Origin of the sequence: Halomonas sp. AOP7-B1-5 (genome assembly GCF_052353045.1) — a bacterium.
Lineage (GTDB): Bacteria > Pseudomonadota > Gammaproteobacteria > Pseudomonadales > Halomonadaceae > Vreelandella > Vreelandella colorata.
Map to the genome: position 1 here is coordinate 31,093 of NZ_JBQTDC010000029.1, position 15,922 is coordinate 47,014.

The window sequence follows — 15,922 nt, forward strand, 5'->3', positions numbered from 1 at the left end:
AGCCGTCAGACGGGGATTCGTCTCATGGTAACAGTAAATGTGTCGATGTCGTTGTGCTGTGATGTCGCAGGTCATAAGGAAACCCCATGGAGAGTATTACCGCTGCGTTAGGGCCTTTGTTTCTTTTGATACTTTTTGGCGCAGCGCTGGGTTACTGGCGTTGGCCGTCCCCGGGTTTTTGGCCCGCTATGGAGCGATTAATCTACTTTGTGCTTTTTCCAGCCATGCTGGTGGGGACACTTGCTACCGCCGATGTCAGCCAGGTACCCGTGGGGCGCTTAGCCCTAGTATTGTTAGGCGCAATAGCATTTTTTGGGTTGCTGATCTGGTGGCTACGCCATTGGTTACAGCTAACACCCGCAGCGTTTACCTCCGTGTTTCAAGGAGCGGTGCGCTTTAACACCTATGTTGGCGTAGCAGGGGCGGCAGCGTTGCACGGCGAGTTAGGAGCAACGACTGCTGCTGTAGCCGTGGCGTTAATGGTGCCCGTGGTTAACGTGATATGTGTAGCAAGCTTTGTCGCTGCGGGCACGTTAGGCAGTGCCAGTATGGGAAAAAGCGTGATGGCGCTGGTGAAAAACCCGCTGATACTCGCTTGCTTGACGGGCATTGCGTTAAACCTGACCGGTATTGGTCTGCCTGGGTGGAGCCAGGATACCGTGGGCCTTCTGGGACGAGCCGCCTTGCCGCTGGGGTTGATTGCCGTGGGGGTAGCCCTGCGCCCGGCAGCGCTATTGCGGATCGACCGCGGCCTGCTCGCCACCAACAGTATTAAGCTAATGCTGATGCCTGCATTGGTATTGGTACTGGCGTGGGCATTAGGGCTGGACACGATTAGCCGAGACGTTGCGCTATTGTTCGCTGCCCTACCTACTGCCACTTCAGCCTACATTCTGGCCCGCCAGCTGGGCGGCGATGCCGAGCTAATGGCGGCCATTATTACCGGGCAGACCTTGCTCGCCATGCTCTCACTACCGCTATGGCTACAGTTAGCCGGCTAAGATGCAAAAATAAATAAAAAGTATTCGCATTTGTATTGACGAGATAAATACGAATGCTTATATTGTCTGTGTAGCGTTTAATGAGTCGCTACAGACCACGACAGATAACCGCCAGTTTTTTGTCATGGTTTCTCCCTCTCATTGCTAGTCACGGTCTTTTGCCACTCCCTTGGAGTGGCTTTCTTTTTTCTAGGCCTGCAAATTTCTATGCAATGAGAAAATGTTTATCTTCTGTCGGAAAGTACTTCCATCTGTCGGAAAGTACCTAGCTTCTGTCGATATATTAACGTTCCATCCAGCCATTTAGTTCGTCTAGAAACTCAAGGCACTGATTAAGCTGCTCAATTTCTATAAACTCATCGGGTTTATGGGCTTGGCGAATAGAGCCTGGGCCAAGAATGACCGACGGGATGCCGCCATCGATCTCGAACACCCCGCCTTCAGAACCATAAGAAACCTTGCCGCCACGCCCCGGAAGAATGGGTTCAAGCTTTTTAAACATCGCGCTGCCAGTGGCATCGCCCATGGCAGGGTAGGCAAACAGCTCTTGCCATTCAATGGCGGAATCTGATGATTGGCGCTGCATTTCGGGCAGTAGGGCCGACTCAATATCGTTGATCAGGGTTTGAATATCCGTGGCGGCTGCTTCTTGATCAATGCTGCGCAGCTCGAAGATAAAGCTACACGTGTCGGGGGTAACGTTGGTTGCCACACCGCCTTCAATAATGGTGGTAAGGGTGGTGGCATGAGGAACGGTAAAGTCGTGATCGAAAGGGCCATCCTGCTCATATCGTCGTGCTCGTTCAGCGATCATGGTGATGATACGTGAGGCATACTCGACGGCATTGACGTGCTGGGGAGAAAACGAGGAGTGACCGCCTTCGCCGCGCACCGTCACTCGCATGGCGATCTTGCCTTTCTGGCCGTTGATCAGCTTCATTTCGCTGGGCTCGCCAATAATCGCCAACGCCGGTGGTGCTTTCAGTTCTGATAAATAGCGTGCGATGGCGGGTGCCCCCAGGCAGCCCACTTCTTCATCGTGAGAGAAACAGAAATAGACGGGGCGCTGTAGTTCAGCGTTGGCAAACGCCGGTGCTGCCGCCATGACGCACGCTGCAAAACCTTTCATGTCGCAGGTGCCGCGACCAAACAGGCGACTGCCGCGCTGCTCCATTTTGAAAGGGTCGCTTTGCCAGCTCTTCGGGTTGGCAGGCACCACGTCCGTATGACCAGAGAGAACGATGCCAGGTAGGTCGGCTGGGCCCAAGCGAGCGACCAGATTGGCTTTCTCACCGCTCTTATCCGGTAACACCGTCACGTCCGCGCCTAGATTGGTGAAGAATCTCTCCATGTAGTCAATAATTTCGAGGTTGGAGTACGCGCTCGTTGTGTCGTAAGCGATCAGGTCGGCAAGGTGTGATATTGAAGCTTCCAACTGCGGATGAGCATTCGGCATGGCACTAGCTTGCATGGTTAATCCTCGGCAATAGGGGAATCGTTGGCTCAAACCTGGGTTTTTTTAAGTTGCTGACGAATCGTTACTACCACCACAAATATCGCCAAACACGCGAATAACCAGGTGATCGGCGATGACACCAGAATGCTGGGATCACCACGAGATAGAGCAAGGGCGCGACGCAGGTTTTCTTCCAGCATTGGGCCAAGAATGAACGCGATTAAAAAGGGCGCGGCGGGAATGGCGAACAGGAACATGAAAAAGCCAAATACGCCCATCGCCAGCAGCACGATGACGTCATACATGCTGTTGGAGATCGAAAAAATACCGAATACGCACAGGGCGAGGACAATCGGCGCCATCAAGCCAGGCGGAATACGTGAGATATGCGAGAAAAAGCGCATCGTTGCCTTGCCGGCCCCAAACAGCAAAACGGATGAGAACAGCATGCCAATAAACAGCATGTAAACCTCATGAAGGTTGTTCTCAAACAGCATGGGGCCTGGGGTCATGCCGTGAATCATAAAGGCGCCCAGCATCACGCCCGTAATCACATCACCTGGTACGCCCAGGGCTAATAACGGAATCATGGTGGAGCCACAGCAGCCATTATTGGCAGACTCTGATGCCGCAATGCCTTCCAGTTCGCCTTTACCAAAGTTTTCGCGGTTCTTTGAACTACGCTGTGCTTCGCCGTAGGAGGAGAAAGCCGCCGCCGAAGGGCCAATGCCGGGAATGGCCCCCATCACGACCCCGATCATGCTGCCTTTGAGCATTGCCTTTAATGAACGGCGCAGCTCATCGCGTGTTACCCGGTTATCGCCCAGCTGCATGGGCTTATGGCTTTGGTTGTTGCGAAACACAATAATCTTTAGAAGCTCAGGAATCGCAAACAGGCCAATCAGCACGGGTGCCACGGCCAGGCCGCTCTGCATATCCACCGTCAGGTCAAAGCGGAAAGAACCGTACATATCTTCCCCCACGGTGGCCAACAAAAGCCCCAGGCATGCAGAAACCAGCCCAAGCAGAAGTGAGCGCCCGGATACGCCAGCCACGGTAGTAAGCGCAAAAATCATCAGCATGAAATATTCGGGAGGACCGATACGCAGTGCGAGAAGCGCCAGTGGCGCGGCGATAAAAATCAGTGAAAGGTTGGAAATAAAATCCCCGGTACATGAGGAGTAGAGCGCCATGTTAAGGGCTTTGCCCGCCTTGCCCTGTTGGGCCAGGGGATAGCCATCAAGGGTGGTGCAAGCGGCTGAAGCAGTACCTGGGGTCTTGATCAATATCGCCGATACCGAACCGCCGTAGGTCGAGCCTTTATAAAGCGCGACAAGCAGCAAAATACTTGGAATAGGCTGCATGTAAAACGTGAAGGGCAGCGCCAATGTAACAGCCATGGTGCCGGTCATGCCGGGAATCGCGCCAATAATCACACCTCCCCAGATACCGGCGGCCATGATCAGGAAATTCTCCATGGTGGCCACCGCCTGAAAGGCAACCAGCAGATCGTTGAGCATAGTGGTCAGTCCTGTACGCGACAGTTAAATTCCGAAAGCCCTGAAAAGGCTGCCAACCGGGAAACGCGTATTGAGTGCGCTGGAGAAAAACAGGTAGAGAAGCAGTGGAAGCACGATGGCTACGATGGTCGCCACTATTTTGTGGCGCCAATAACCCGTCAGTACCAGCATTGCCATTAACAGCAGGATGCTTGATAACAAGAACCCTAATAGCGACACTGCGCCGATAAAGAGCGCAAAGGCCAGTACTGTCCAGGCGAAGCGAGTGAGCAATGTGGCAAGGGGTGTACCGCCGCGAAGGGTACTGGCATCTTCAGGGTCAGCGAGTGCTTCGGTTTTGCGCGAAAACGATAGCCCGACAAGCAGCATTCCCAGCGCCATGCCCAGCATGGAAACCGTTCGTGGCCACATATCAGGCGGTGGTGCAAACCCCGGAATAAAGCGCGGGCGGGGCACATAGGCGGGGATAAGTAAAAAAAGCACGACCCCGAACAGCGCTGTAATAACCAAGCCGCGTGTTATACCCATGACCCCTCCAGCGATGAAATGATGTATGCAGTTGTTACGCGGTGTTTAGCGCGGACTCACTCCAGGTAGCCAAACTGTTCAGCCAAGGAGCGATAGAACTCGTATTGCTCTTCTGCATACGTCTCCATATCGACACTGCCGATGGTAGAAATCGAGCCACGGCCTTCGGCACGGCTGAGCCACGTTTCATCTTCGGCAACCTGCTCCATTACCTGGCTCCAGGTATTCATCACTTCTTCGGGCAGATCAGGCGGGCCGTACAAAGCGCTCCAGCCAATGACCTGGCCTGCCAGCTCATAGCCCAGCTCTTCAGCAGTGGGCACTTCCGGCAATGCTTCCATGCGCTCGGGTGAGAACACCATTAATGGGCGCATATCGCCGCTCTCGATATGCGGCATCAGTGACGCTGCCGCGATGGCGAGAAAATCAACGTGTCCACCTAGCAGGGCCGTTGCCAGCTCGCCGCCGCCCCGATAAGGAATCAACGTTGCCGCCGTCAGTGGATCCATTTCCGCATCAGCAAGCAGAGATTGCACCGTAAAACCATCAATGGCGGTGGCGCCAGAGGCGGCGTAGCTCATTGCCCCAGGGTCGTTTTCGATGCCTTCCAGCAGATCCTCAACGCTTTCGTAGGGGGAGTCATCGGCGACGGCCAGAATCATGGGAGTGGCTTCAAGCGGGCTGATAAACGTGTACTCATCCCAGTCAACGCTGCTGTTTTCATTGACTGCTGGTGACAGCGCCATGCCGACGCGAGCCAGTAAGAGGGTGTAACCATCGGCCTCGGCCTGTGTCACGTCGCGAGCACCGGTCATTCCACCGGCGCCGGCTTGGTTGACGACGGTGACAGGCTGGCCTAGATATTCGCGCGCAGACTCCGCCAGGGCCCGGCCCGCAAGGTCAGAGGCGCCGCCCGGGCCATAAGGAACGACAAGCGTTACGGGTTCGGAAGGATAGTTTTGAGCATAGGCGGTGGATGCAGCGAGAAGCGTTGCCGCCGTTAAGCTTAGGGTGAGTTTCATACTTGTCTCCGCAGCAGTTGTTAGAGGTTTTATTAAACGGCGTTGCCAGCAGCAGTTTTAAACCTAGCTTATTCAACATAGACAAGTATGAAAATTGTTTCAATAATTCAATTAAGTATGCATAAATGTTCTAGTAGAGGGCTGAAATTGCAAGCTTACGGCTTATAACGTCTGTTTTAATCTGCCAATGATTTAGCTAACGTTTTTAAAGCGAGTTTAAGGTAATGAAAATAAAAGAGATTGAAGCATTTGACGCGTTTATGAAGCACGGCACGACCAAGGCGGCCGCAGAGATGCTGGGCATTAGCCAGTCAATGGTGAGTCGCTTGCTTACTGGGCTTGAGGAGGCGTTGGGTTTTGCATTATTCAAACGAACGCGTAATCAGCTTTCACCCACATCCGAAGCATTTTTATATCACGCCTCTGTCTTACGGCTGATGGCGAGTATTCGAGATACTCAGAAAGATGCGGATGCAATTTCCAACAATCAGTTGGGCAGTATCGTCGTCGCTGCTCAACCCATTTTTTGCGATACTTTTTTACTCGACGTTATTAAGCGCTTTAAACAAAAACACCCCAATGTAGGCGTGCGATTGATTGATGCAGGTTTGCAAGAGTTGCTTAAAATGATCGACAACAATACCTGCGACGTAGCATTGGGAATTACGCTTGAAGCGGATACCTACGGCGCAAAGGTCACAAGTCTGGCGCGCTGTTCTGCGCGCTGCATCATGCACCGCACCCATCCACTCGCGAAGCAGGACGTTATATCGCTGTCTAGTTTGCAGAATCAGACATTTGTCGAGCTGATGGCAGATAGCCCTCTGCGTGTCCGTGTAGATTACATGATGCAAACAGTGAATATTAAAAGACATATGGCGGCTGAAATGCGCCATATGCGAGGGGTGTGTGCACTGGTTGACCGAGGGCTTGGCGTCGCTGTCATTGATCCTGTTGCAGAGCTACTGCTGCCGGGAACAGCCGTCGTGTCAAAGGCGATGGACCCCACCATCGAATGGGAAATTGCCTTGCTTAAATCTAAACACAAGCCGTTAAGCAACGTAGCTGAATCCTTCTGCGAAGAAATATACGCCGAAATCGACACCTTGCACAAAATGGAAATATTAACGTCCCTTAATGTAAAACAGTAAAGGGAAGCATAAAGCAGTAAAGAGAAAGATAGGGCAAAGAGACGCAACGGGTGGAGCGCCTGCCGACGTTGCATTGGAGGTATCACTTGCCCAACGTCACGCCTGACAGGCGAAGGCGGCCGAAAGCGGGAGCTTACGCCTCGCGCCGATAGATCAGATCCCATACGCCGTGACCCAGCTTCTCGCCGCGGGCTTCAAACTTGGTTAGCGGGCGGAAGGTGGGGCGGGGCACGTAAGGTGTCGTGTCGGCATTGGCCGTGTTGGTGTAGCCGGGGGCGGCTTCCATTACTTCGGCCATCCACTCGGCATAGGCTTCCCAGTCTGTCGCCATGTGGAAGGTGCCGCCGGGCTTGAGGCGCGTGCGAATCAGCTCGACAAACGCGGGCTGCACGATGCGCCGTTTGTGGTGCTTTTTCTTCGGCCAGGGGTCGGGGAAGAACAGCTGCACGGTGGTCAATGAGCCTTCCGGCAGGCATTTTTCCAGTACGGCCAGGGCGTCTTCCTTGTAGATACGCAGGTTGGTCAGGCCGCGCTTGTCCACTTCATCCAGCAGCTTGCCGACGCCCGGCGAATGCACTTCGATACCGATAAAGTCGGTGTCCGGGTGGGTTTCGGCCTGCTCGATCAGCGAGTTGCCCATGCCGAAGCCGATTTCAACCACACGCGGGGCTTCCCGGCCAAACAGCGCGGTCAGGTCCTGCAGGCCGTCGTCAATCGTCAGACCAAAGCGTGGCCATACGTCTTCAAGGCCCCGGTTCTGCGCCTGGGTCATGCGCCCGGCACGGATTACATAGCTTTTAATCCCCCGACGATGCAGCGGCGCTTCAGCGCTTTCCGGCCCGGTTGAGGACTCGTCGGTACTTTTAATATCAGTCATAAAATCTCTTAACCGTTAATGCGGCCAGCAAAAGGTGATGATGGGTCTGCCGTTTGGCGGCGCGGCATGCGTCCGGCCAGAAAAGCATCACGCCCGGCTTCTACGGCGCTTTTCATGGCACGCGCCATGCGCAGCGGCTCGCGGGCGTGGGCGATGGCGGTGTTCAGCAGCACGCCGTCGCAACCTAACTCCATGGCCATAGCCGCGTCGGATGCTGTGCCGATACCGGCATCGACGAGTACCGGCACGCTGCTTTGTTCCACAATCAGGCGCACGTTGTGCGGGTTCTGAATGCCGTGGCCCGAGCCAATCAGTGAGCCCAGCGGCATGATGGCGCAGCAACCCATGGCCTCAAGTTCGCGGGCTACAATGGGGTCGTCGCTGGTGTACACCATGACGTCAAAGCCATCGGCCAGAAGCGTTTCGGCGGCTTTCAGGGTTTCGACGACGTTGGGGTAGAGCGTGGTCTCATCGCCCAGCACTTCCAGCTTGACCAGTTTATGCCCGTCGAGCAGTTCGCGGGCCAGACGACAGGTGCGCACGGCGTCTTTGGCGGTGTAGCAGCCTGCCGTGTTGGGCAGCAGGGTATAGCGCGACGGTGAAATCACGTCGAGCAGGTTAGGCCCCGCTTCCTGGCCCAGGTTGGTACGGCGTACGGCAAAGGTGACGATCTCGGCGCCGCTTTCGGCAATCGCCGCGCCGGTCTCGTCGAAGTCTTTATATTTGCCGGTACCCACCAGCAGGCGAGAGCTAAAATTACGTCCGGCAATGGTAAACGGCGTATCGTTTTGAAGTGTCATAGCGAATCCTGGATAAAACGCGAGAAATAGAACGCGAAAAAGAGGGCGTAGCCAGTCAAAGAGCCATAAGTGCTGCGGGCTAGCCACCGCCGATGGCATGCACCACTTCCACCTGGTCGTCTTCAGCCAAGCGGGTGGTGGCCAGCTGGCTGCGCGGTACGATCTCTTCGTTGATCTCTACCGCGACCCGCCGGCCGGTGAGCGCCAGTTGATCGATTAGATCCGCGGCCGTCAGGCCCGCTTCCAGCGTGTAAGGCTCGCCATTGAGTTGAATGTGCATAAAACTGTCTCGTCTATCGAGGCATAGGGTCTATAAGAGTTAGGGCTAACCCTAGCAAAATGCTTAAAAGTGCCTCTATTGTAGCGGTTTCCCGCGGTGCAAGGTATGCCGAGTCGCACGCGAGCTTTACAGGTGCGGTAACACCTTGAAAGGAGCAGCAATGCAACGTAACGAACGAATCATTTGGTGCCTGATCGCGCTCTCTGGGGCTGTCACGGTCATGGTGGGAGCTTACGCGGCCCACGGTCTGGCGCTACGGGCCAGTGCCGAAATGGTGCATGCGGCCGAAACCGGCGTGCGCTACCAGGCCTGGCACACGCTGGCGATGATGGCAGTGCTAATTGGTCAGCGCGTGTTTGGTTTCAAGGGCTGGCAGTGGTCGGTTGCGCTGTGGGGCTTGGGAGTCGTGGGTTTCTCCGGCTCGCTTTATGCCATGGCGATGGCCGGTTTGAATGCGGGTATCGTGACGCCTATTGGTGGCGTTTTGCTGATTGGCGGGTGGCTGATGCTGGCGGTGGCGGTACTAAGAAGTCCTTGACTGGTCTCTAGCTAACAAGCCTTTAACTAAACGGCCCTTGATAGATCTGCTGGCGCGTCGATATCACGCAAGATGCCTGCATCTGCGACCGGGCATTCCCGCAAGCGCGAGGCGTACTGCTTGATCACGCCCTTGGCGCCGTCACTGCCGCTAAGTCTCTCAAGCGCAGGCCACATTGCCCGCCCGAAAATCACCGGGTGGCCCTGCTGGCCTTCAAAGCAGGGCCGCACGATGGTATCGCGAGAAGCCCGGCGTTGCAGGGCCAGCAAGGTTTCTTGCTTAAGGTAGGGCATATCACCGAGCAGGATTGCCACGGCGTCAATGTCATCAAGGTCAGGGTCACAGCCCAGAGCGCCTACCGCTTCGGCCAGGCTTGCCCCCAGGCCAAGGTGCGCCTTACGAACGCACACCAACGCCACATCCTCGGGAATGCCCAATAACGCCGGATCTTCCTCTTCACGCACGGCCACACGCAGGTGGATAAATGCTTTTTGGACGTTGGCAAGCGAGGCGGCCAGCAGCGTTTGGCCATTCGGCATAAGCGCACAGCGTTTATCGCTAGGCCCAAAGCGGCGCGAGTAGCCGGCGGCCATCACTAGGGCGACCACGTGACAGGCGCGGTTAGAGCTCATCGAGAGGTCTTCCGTGCTGAACGCGCACAATATCGGCCATCACGGCCAGGGCAATTTCGGCCGGCGTCTTGCTGCCCAGCGCCAGGCCGATCGGCATATGGATACGCGCGATTTCTGCCTCGCTCAGCCCGCCGGAGCGGACCAGCCGTTCGGCTCGCGCCGCCGAGGAGCGCAGTGAGCCCATGACGCCGATATAGAAGGCGCTCGTGCGCACGGCTTCCATCATTGCCAGATCATCAATACGTGGGTCATGGGTGAGCGCCACCACCGCGGTGGCGCCATGGCAGGTGTTCGGTGAAATATACGCTGAGGGCAGGCGTGTCTCCACCCGGGCGCCGGGCACGTCAAAGCCCGCGCAGGCGGCCTCGTTCGGGTCGCAGACAATCACCTCATACCCAAGCGTCACGGCAAACGCCGCACACGGCGTGGTAATCGGCGAAATACCTGCGATGACCAGCCGGTGAGCCGGGGAGACGCGCATGCTGATAGCGTCACCTTGTCTCTCGACACGCGGCCCGGTGGGTGGGGCCGGGTGAAAACCGCGCTCGCCGCTTACTGTATCGACCCTACGCATCAGCGGCTCGTGGCCCTTGAGCGCGTTTAAAACCACGCTCAGGTGTTCGCGGGTCTCGGCGGTGGGCGCCAGCCGCTCGACCAGTACATCCAGCACGCCGCCACAAGGCAGCGCTACGCCTGGAGCATCGCTATCTGCCGTATCGCCGTAGCGGGTGGTGGTGATGGGCTGCTCAAAGGCGCCGTTGTTGAGCCTTTCGAGAAAATCCTCCTCCACGCAGCCGCCGGAGAGCGAACCGATATGCTCGCCACGCGAGGTGGCGACCAGCCAAGAACCTGGTGCCCGAGGCGATGAGCCGAAGGTTTCAAGCACCGTGCAGAGCCAGATCGTCTCGCCCTTTTCACACCATGTCAGCGCTTGTTCGATGACCTTGAGGTCCAGGTGTTGCATTGATTCACGCGTTCCTTGTTCAGTGACCTGCAAGCCGGGCCGGGGTCTATGTGCCCTTTAGCGTAGACCAATTGTGCGCTGGGGCGGGCGTATCATAAGAATTGGGCTGCTGGCTTTAATTGTGACTATGCTTATTTCGTCATGACCGTGACCAGGCGATAGCAACGAAAAAATTAAAGGCAATCCAAATGACCTCAACGACGACGTTCGAGAAGCATCGTGACAGCGCCACGACCCGCTCCGCGGTTGCCCTGTCGATCAACGGCCAACGCCACGAGCTGGAACTTGATAATCGCACCACGCTGCTGGACACCCTGCGCGAACACCTGAAGCTCACCGGCTCCAAGAAAGGCTGCGATCTTGGCCAGTGTGGGGCATGTACGGTTTATATCAACGGCGAACGGGTGAATTCCTGCCTGACGCTGGCGGTAATGCACCAGGACGACGAGATCACCACCATCGAAGGCGTGGGCGATGTCGAGCATATGGACCCGATGCAGCAGGCGTTCATCGATAACGACGCCTTTCAGTGCGGCTACTGCACGCCGGGCCAGATCTGCTCGGCCAAGGCGACGCTTGATGAGATCCGCGCCGGTATTCCGAGCCACGTGACCCAAGAGCTCAATGGGCCCATCGAGATCAGCGATGAGGAGATCCGCGAGCGTATGTCCGGCAATCTGTGCCGCTGCGGTGCCTACGCCAACATTTTGAAAGCCATCAATCAGGTAGCCAACGATCAAACTGCCAGGGAGCGCTCATGAAAGCCTTTTCCTATGAGCGCATCGACGATGCCGCCCAGGCGGCGGCGCGCGCCTTTGAAGTGTCAGGTTCCAAATTCATTGCTGGCGGCACCAATTTACTCGATCTGATGAAGCATGAGATCGAAGTGCCTGCACACCTGATCGATATCAACGGCACTGGCCTTGATGACATTGTCGCGACCGACGACGGCGGCCTGCGTATCGGCGCGCTGGTCAGCAACACCGCCCTTGGCGCCGACGAGCGCATCAAACGCGACTACCCGGTGCTCAGCCGGGCGCTGTTCGCCGGCGCATCGAGCCAGTTGCGCAACAAGGCCTCCACCGGCGGCAATCTGTTACAGCGTACCCGCTGCCCTTACTTCTACGATACGGCGATGCCGTGTAACAAGCGCGAGCCCGGGGCTGGCTGCGCCGCGCTCGACGAGGGCGCCGATACCCGCCAACTGGGCGTGATCGGAACGTCGGATCACTGCATCGCCACGCACCCCTCGGATATGGCCGTGGCCCTTCGCGTGCTGGATGCCGAGGTGGAAACCGTCAACCCCGAAGGGCAAACACGCAGGCTTACGCTTGATGAGTTTTACCAGCTCCCCGGCGATACCCCGAACGTGGAGAACGCGCTGGAGCCCGGTGAAATCATCACCGGCGTGGTGCTTCCTGCGCCGGTCGGCGGGCGCCAGCAATATTACAAGGTACGCGATCGCGCCTCTTACGCCTTTGCGCTGGTATCCGTGGCACTGATCGAAACCGACGACGGCAAGGGCCGCGTGGCGCTGGGCGGTGTAGCGCCCAAGCCCTGGCGGCGTGACGAGGCGGATGCCGAGCTTGGCAACGGCGCCAAAGCGGTGATGGAAAAGCTTCTGGACGGCGCGCGCCCCACCGATGAGAACGCCTATAAGCTGACACTTGCCGAGCGTACGCTGGCCGCCCTGCTGGCAAAGGAGTGATGTATGGATTTTAATCAATCAGCCGACGAGAACCTCTTTGACCACGCCCGGATCATCGGCAAGCCCCATACCCGGGTCGATGGTGCACTGAAAGTGACCGGCACGGCCCCCTACGCCTACGAGCGCCATGACGTAGCGGATAATCCATTGGTAGGTTACCCGCTGGGGTCGAGTATCGCCAAGGGGCGTATTACCCGGATGGACGCAACGGCGGCGCGTAACGCGGACGGCGTGGCGGCGGTGATCACGGCGCTGGATATCGACGAGCTGCCGCGTGCCAAAAGCAACGTCGCCAAGCTGTTTGGCGGCGATATGGTTGAACATTACCATCAGGCGATTGCCGTGGTGGTGGCCGACACGCTGGAGCAGGCCCGGGCGGCCACATCGCTCATCGAGGTAGAGTACGAAGAGATTCCAGGCGAGTTCGATCTGGATGATGCCTGGAAGCGGCTACAGGATAGAGACGTGGTTTCGCACGTGGGCGATGTGGACGCGGCCTTTGACAGTGCCGAGGTCACGCTGGATGAGACCTACCACACCGCTTCGCAAAGCCACGCCATGATGGAACCCCACGCGACGATCGCGGACTGGTGTGACGGCAAAAACATGACGCTCTGGACCTCGAATCAGATGATCAAGTGGACCCGCAAGGCGCTGGCCACCACGTTTGAACTCGACCCGGCCAACATCCGCCTGGAAAGCCCCTACATCGGTGGCGGTTTTGGAGGCAAACTGTGGCTTCGCGCCGACGCGGTGCTCGCCGCGCTGGGCTCAAGAGAGACCGGCCGCCCGGTGAAGGTGGCGCTGCCACGCTCGTTTATCTTCAATAACGCCACCCATCGCTCCGGCACCGTGCAGCGGCTGCGCATCGCCGCGGGTAAGGACGGTCGGATCACCGCCTTCGACCACTCGGCGATCTCCCATACGCTGCCCGGCGGCAGTGGTGAAGATGCGGTCAATCAGACGCGCTGCTTCTACGCTGGCGAAAACCGCCGTGTGGCGCACCACGCCATCGATATGAACCTGCCCGAGTCCGCCGACATGCGCGCCCCTGGAGAAGCTTCGGGCCTCGCCGTGCTGGAAATCGCCATGGATGAAATGGCCGAAAAGCTCGGCATGGACCCGGTGGAGTTTCGGATTCTCAACGATACCCAGGTCAACCCCGAAGAGCCTTCCAAACGCTATAGCGACCGCCATTTCGTCGAGTGCTTGCGCAAGGGTGCCGAGGTATTCAACTGGAGCGCGCGTAACACCACGCCAGGCGGTAAGCGCGAAGGGCAGTGGCTGATTGGCCAGGGCATGGCCGGTGCCTACCGCGGTGCGCCGACGATGGATTCCGGTGCCCGGGTACGGTTGAGCGAAGGGCGGTTGATCGTCGAGACCGACATGACCGATATCGGCACCGGCTCCTACACCATCATCGCCCAGACCGCCGCGGAAACCATGGGCCTGGAGATGGACGATGTAGAAGTGCGCCTGGGTAACAGCGCCTTCCCGGCGGCGTCCGGTTCCGGCGGCCAAATGGGCGCGGCCAGCTCTACCGCGGGGGTTTATGCAGCGTGTGTGGCACTGCAAGGCGAGATTGCCAAGCGCCTGGGCGTCGAGTCGGCGCGGTTCGAAAGTGGTCAGGTGGTGACCGATGACAAACGTGTGGCGCTACGTGACGTGGCCCCGAATGAAGAGCTGGTGGGCGAAGATACGCTGCACTTTGGCGACTTCAAGGACGAGCTTGAGATCGGTACCTTCGCGGCGCACTTTGTCGAGGTGGCGGTGCATGCCTATACAGGCGAAACGCGCCTCAGGCGTACGCTCTCGGTCGTGGATGCCGGGCGCATCCTGAACCCTGTCACCGCGCGTAGCCAGGTGATTGGCGGTATGACCATGGCCACAGGCGCGGCCTTGACCGAGAGCCTGAACATCGACTCACGGCGAGGGTACTTTACCAACCACGACCTGGCCGGTTACGAAATCGCCGTGCACGCCGACATTCCCGAGCAGGAAGTCATCTTTCTCGACACCCAGGACGGCGCCTCTACACCCTTGAAAGCTAAAGGAGTCGGTGAGCTGGGTATCTGCGGCGGCGCGGCGGCGGTGGCCAATGCCATGTACAACGCCACCGGCATACGCCTACGCGATTACCCCATGACGCTGGACCGTATGCTTGATCGATTGCCTGACGCGTAAGCCAGTGCGGTAACCATTAAAACGCGGGAGCAGGCAACTGCCCCCGCGTTTTTTATGCAGGCATATAACGCGATGGCTAGGGTTTAAGCCGCCCAGTGCTTTTACGCACGATCAAGTGGCTGCTTAGCGTTTGATGCCGAATGGGCTGCTCACCGCGCAAAAGGTGCAGCAGCAACTGCATGGCCTGCTGGCCGATTTCATTGCGCGGCTGGCTAATGGTCGTCAGTTCCGGATCGCAGTATTCGCTCAGGCCGATATTGTCAAAGCCGACAACGGACAGCTGGTCGGGCACGCTAATGCCCAACTGGCGGGCGGCTTTCAGCACGCCAACCGCCATCTCGTCACTATGACAAAAAATCGCGGTAGGCCGGGCCGTTTTCCCCTCCAGCAGGGCTAACCCCTGCTGATACCCGGAGCGAAAGCCAAAGTTGCCCTCTGCAATACGCGCTTCACTACTCAACTGATGGGCCGCTAGCGTATCGCGATAGCCGCGATTGCGTTCCTGGCAAATAGGGTTATGCGCTGGGCCAGAAAGCGTTGCGATACGTTGGTGGCCAAGCGACACCAGGTAATCAATCGCCTGGCAGCTGGCTTGATGGTTGTCGATAGCAATTAACGGCAGGTCGATATCGCTAAAAAATTCACACGCCATGACCAACGGAAAGTCCGCCTGCTTATCCGCTTGCTTGACCAGCGCCCTGGGAATCTCGGAGGTCAACAGCACAATACCATCGGCCTGGTTGGTGGAAAGCAGCCGAAAGTAGGCCTCTGCGCGCGCAGGGTCGTGTTCGCAGTCGCCAATCAGTATCTGGTAACCCGCCTGATGGGCAACATCCTCCATGCCGCTAATAATCTCGGAGAAGAACGGATTTGAAATATCCGGCAAGAGCGCCACGATGGTTTTGGACTCCGCACGGCGCAAGTTGCGTGCGGCAATATTGGGTGAATAACCCACCTGAGCAATTGCCTGGTTGACCCGCTTTCGAGTGGCATCGCTGACTTTTTCAGGCGTTGCCAGGGCGCGTGATACGGTCGCTGTCGAGCAGCCCGCCGCTTTCGCCACGTCTTTAATCGTTGGCACGCTATGCGGCTGTTTGCTCGTTACCTGGGTGTTAAGCATTGAACGATGGTCCTGAAAAAAACGCGCCTGAAAGCGGGCGGTTAAAGACAATATTGGCGCGCTACTCGCTAAAATGTAAATGTTTACATTCAAATTCTAGCAGTGTTAACCAGAACATTTAAACGCACCTTTACTATTAGC

The 15,922-nt window shown here is 57.3% G+C and carries 16 protein-coding genes; 6 read left to right on the top strand and 10 right to left on the bottom strand.

Annotated features, from left to right (window positions below; all coding sequences use genetic code 11):
* Positions 1-86: 86 nt before the first annotated feature.
* Positions 87-1,001: an AEC family transporter gene (locus ACT3XD_RS14130; RefSeq protein WP_192537502.1), complete on the top strand. Its 915-nt coding sequence runs from the start codon at positions 87-89 to the stop codon at positions 999-1,001.
* Positions 1,002-1,284: 283 nt separating this feature from the next.
* Here the strand turns inward: ACT3XD_RS14130 and argE are convergent, their stop codons facing one another.
* Genes argE through ACT3XD_RS14150 form a run of 4 tightly spaced genes read right to left on the bottom strand, consistent with a single transcriptional unit; the run spans position 1,285 to position 5,527 of the window.
* Positions 1,285-2,472, bottom strand: coding sequence for an acetylornithine deacetylase (argE, locus tag ACT3XD_RS14135; RefSeq protein WP_192537503.1), 1,188 nt, complete (start codon positions 2,470-2,472; stop codon positions 1,285-1,287).
* 32 nt (positions 2,473-2,504) lie between these two features.
* Positions 2,505-3,977 carry a tripartite tricarboxylate transporter permease gene (locus ACT3XD_RS14140; RefSeq protein ID WP_192537504.1) on the bottom strand — a complete coding sequence of 491 codons (1,473 nt, stop codon included), beginning with the start codon at positions 3,975-3,977 and terminating at the stop codon, positions 2,505-2,507.
* A 24-nt stretch (positions 3,978-4,001) separates the two neighbouring features.
* On the bottom strand, positions 4,002-4,505 hold the full coding sequence (locus ACT3XD_RS14145; RefSeq protein ID WP_192537505.1) for a tripartite tricarboxylate transporter TctB family protein: 504 nt from the start codon (positions 4,503-4,505) through the stop codon (positions 4,002-4,004).
* 56 nt (positions 4,506-4,561) lie between these two features.
* The gene (locus tag ACT3XD_RS14150; protein WP_192537506.1) at positions 4,562-5,527 is read right to left on the bottom strand and encodes a Bug family tripartite tricarboxylate transporter substrate binding protein; all 966 of its coding nucleotides are present in this window, start codon (positions 5,525-5,527) and stop codon (positions 4,562-4,564) included.
* 224 nt (positions 5,528-5,751) lie between these two features.
* Between ACT3XD_RS14150 and ACT3XD_RS14155 the strand changes: the two genes are divergently transcribed.
* The gene (locus ACT3XD_RS14155) at positions 5,752-6,678 is read left to right on the top strand and encodes a LysR family transcriptional regulator (protein ID WP_192537507.1); all 927 of its coding nucleotides are present in this window, start codon (positions 5,752-5,754) and stop codon (positions 6,676-6,678) included.
* A 133-nt stretch (positions 6,679-6,811) separates the two neighbouring features.
* On the opposite strand, the gene trmB is transcribed toward ACT3XD_RS14155, so the two are convergent.
* From trmB to thiS, 3 genes are all read right to left on the bottom strand, one after another.
* Positions 6,812-7,555: a tRNA (guanosine(46)-N7)-methyltransferase TrmB gene (gene trmB / locus ACT3XD_RS14160; protein WP_192537508.1), complete on the bottom strand. Its 744-nt coding sequence runs from the start codon at positions 7,553-7,555 to the stop codon at positions 6,812-6,814.
* An 8-nt stretch (positions 7,556-7,563) separates the two neighbouring features.
* On the bottom strand, positions 7,564-8,355 hold the full coding sequence (locus tag ACT3XD_RS14165; RefSeq protein WP_192537509.1) for a thiazole synthase: 792 nt from the start codon (positions 8,353-8,355) through the stop codon (positions 7,564-7,566).
* A 79-nt stretch (positions 8,356-8,434) separates the two neighbouring features.
* Entirely contained in the window at positions 8,435-8,635 is a 201-nt protein-coding gene (thiS, locus tag ACT3XD_RS14170; protein ID WP_018916817.1) for a sulfur carrier protein ThiS, read from the bottom strand.
* A 160-nt stretch (positions 8,636-8,795) separates the two neighbouring features.
* Between thiS and ACT3XD_RS14175 the strand changes: the two genes are divergently transcribed.
* Positions 8,796-9,173 carry a DUF423 domain-containing protein gene (locus ACT3XD_RS14175; RefSeq protein ID WP_192537510.1) on the top strand — a complete coding sequence of 126 codons (378 nt, stop codon included), beginning with the start codon at positions 8,796-8,798 and terminating at the stop codon, positions 9,171-9,173.
* Between the two features lie 26 nt (positions 9,174-9,199).
* Here the strand turns inward: ACT3XD_RS14175 and ACT3XD_RS14180 are convergent, their stop codons facing one another.
* Together ACT3XD_RS14180 and ACT3XD_RS14185 are read right to left on the bottom strand one after the other, a co-directional pair.
* Positions 9,200-9,805: a nucleotidyltransferase family protein gene (locus ACT3XD_RS14180; protein ID WP_192537511.1), complete on the bottom strand. Its 606-nt coding sequence runs from the start codon at positions 9,803-9,805 to the stop codon at positions 9,200-9,202.
* Positions 9,795-10,769, bottom strand: a complete 975-nt coding sequence (locus ACT3XD_RS14185; protein WP_192537512.1) for an XdhC family protein — start codon at positions 10,767-10,769, stop codon at positions 9,795-9,797. Before ACT3XD_RS14185 ends, ACT3XD_RS14180 begins: the two co-directional genes overlap by 11 nt.
* Before the next feature lie 188 nt (positions 10,770-10,957).
* Between ACT3XD_RS14185 and ACT3XD_RS14190 the strand changes: the two genes are divergently transcribed.
* The 3 genes from ACT3XD_RS14190 to paoC are packed head-to-tail and all read left to right on the top strand — an operon-like array spanning position 10,958 to position 14,661.
* The gene (locus ACT3XD_RS14190; RefSeq protein ID WP_192537513.1) at positions 10,958-11,530 is read left to right on the top strand and encodes a 2Fe-2S iron-sulfur cluster-binding protein; all 573 of its coding nucleotides are present in this window, start codon (positions 10,958-10,960) and stop codon (positions 11,528-11,530) included.
* On the top strand, positions 11,449-12,477 hold the full coding sequence (locus ACT3XD_RS14195; RefSeq protein ID WP_318782743.1) for an FAD binding domain-containing protein: 1,029 nt from the start codon (positions 11,449-11,451) through the stop codon (positions 12,475-12,477). Before ACT3XD_RS14190 ends, ACT3XD_RS14195 begins: the two co-directional genes overlap by 82 nt.
* Positions 12,478-12,480: 3 nt before the next feature.
* Positions 12,481-14,661 (top strand): aldehyde oxidoreductase molybdenum-binding subunit PaoC, encoded by a 2,181-nt coding sequence (gene paoC, locus ACT3XD_RS14200; RefSeq protein WP_192537514.1) that lies wholly within the window; start codon positions 12,481-12,483, stop codon positions 14,659-14,661.
* Positions 14,662-14,737: 76 nt separating this feature from the next.
* On the opposite strand, the gene ACT3XD_RS14205 is transcribed toward paoC, so the two are convergent.
* Positions 14,738-15,781, bottom strand: a complete 1,044-nt coding sequence (locus tag ACT3XD_RS14205) for a LacI family DNA-binding transcriptional regulator (RefSeq protein WP_225736089.1) — start codon at positions 15,779-15,781, stop codon at positions 14,738-14,740.
* Positions 15,782-15,922 lie beyond the last annotated feature (141 nt).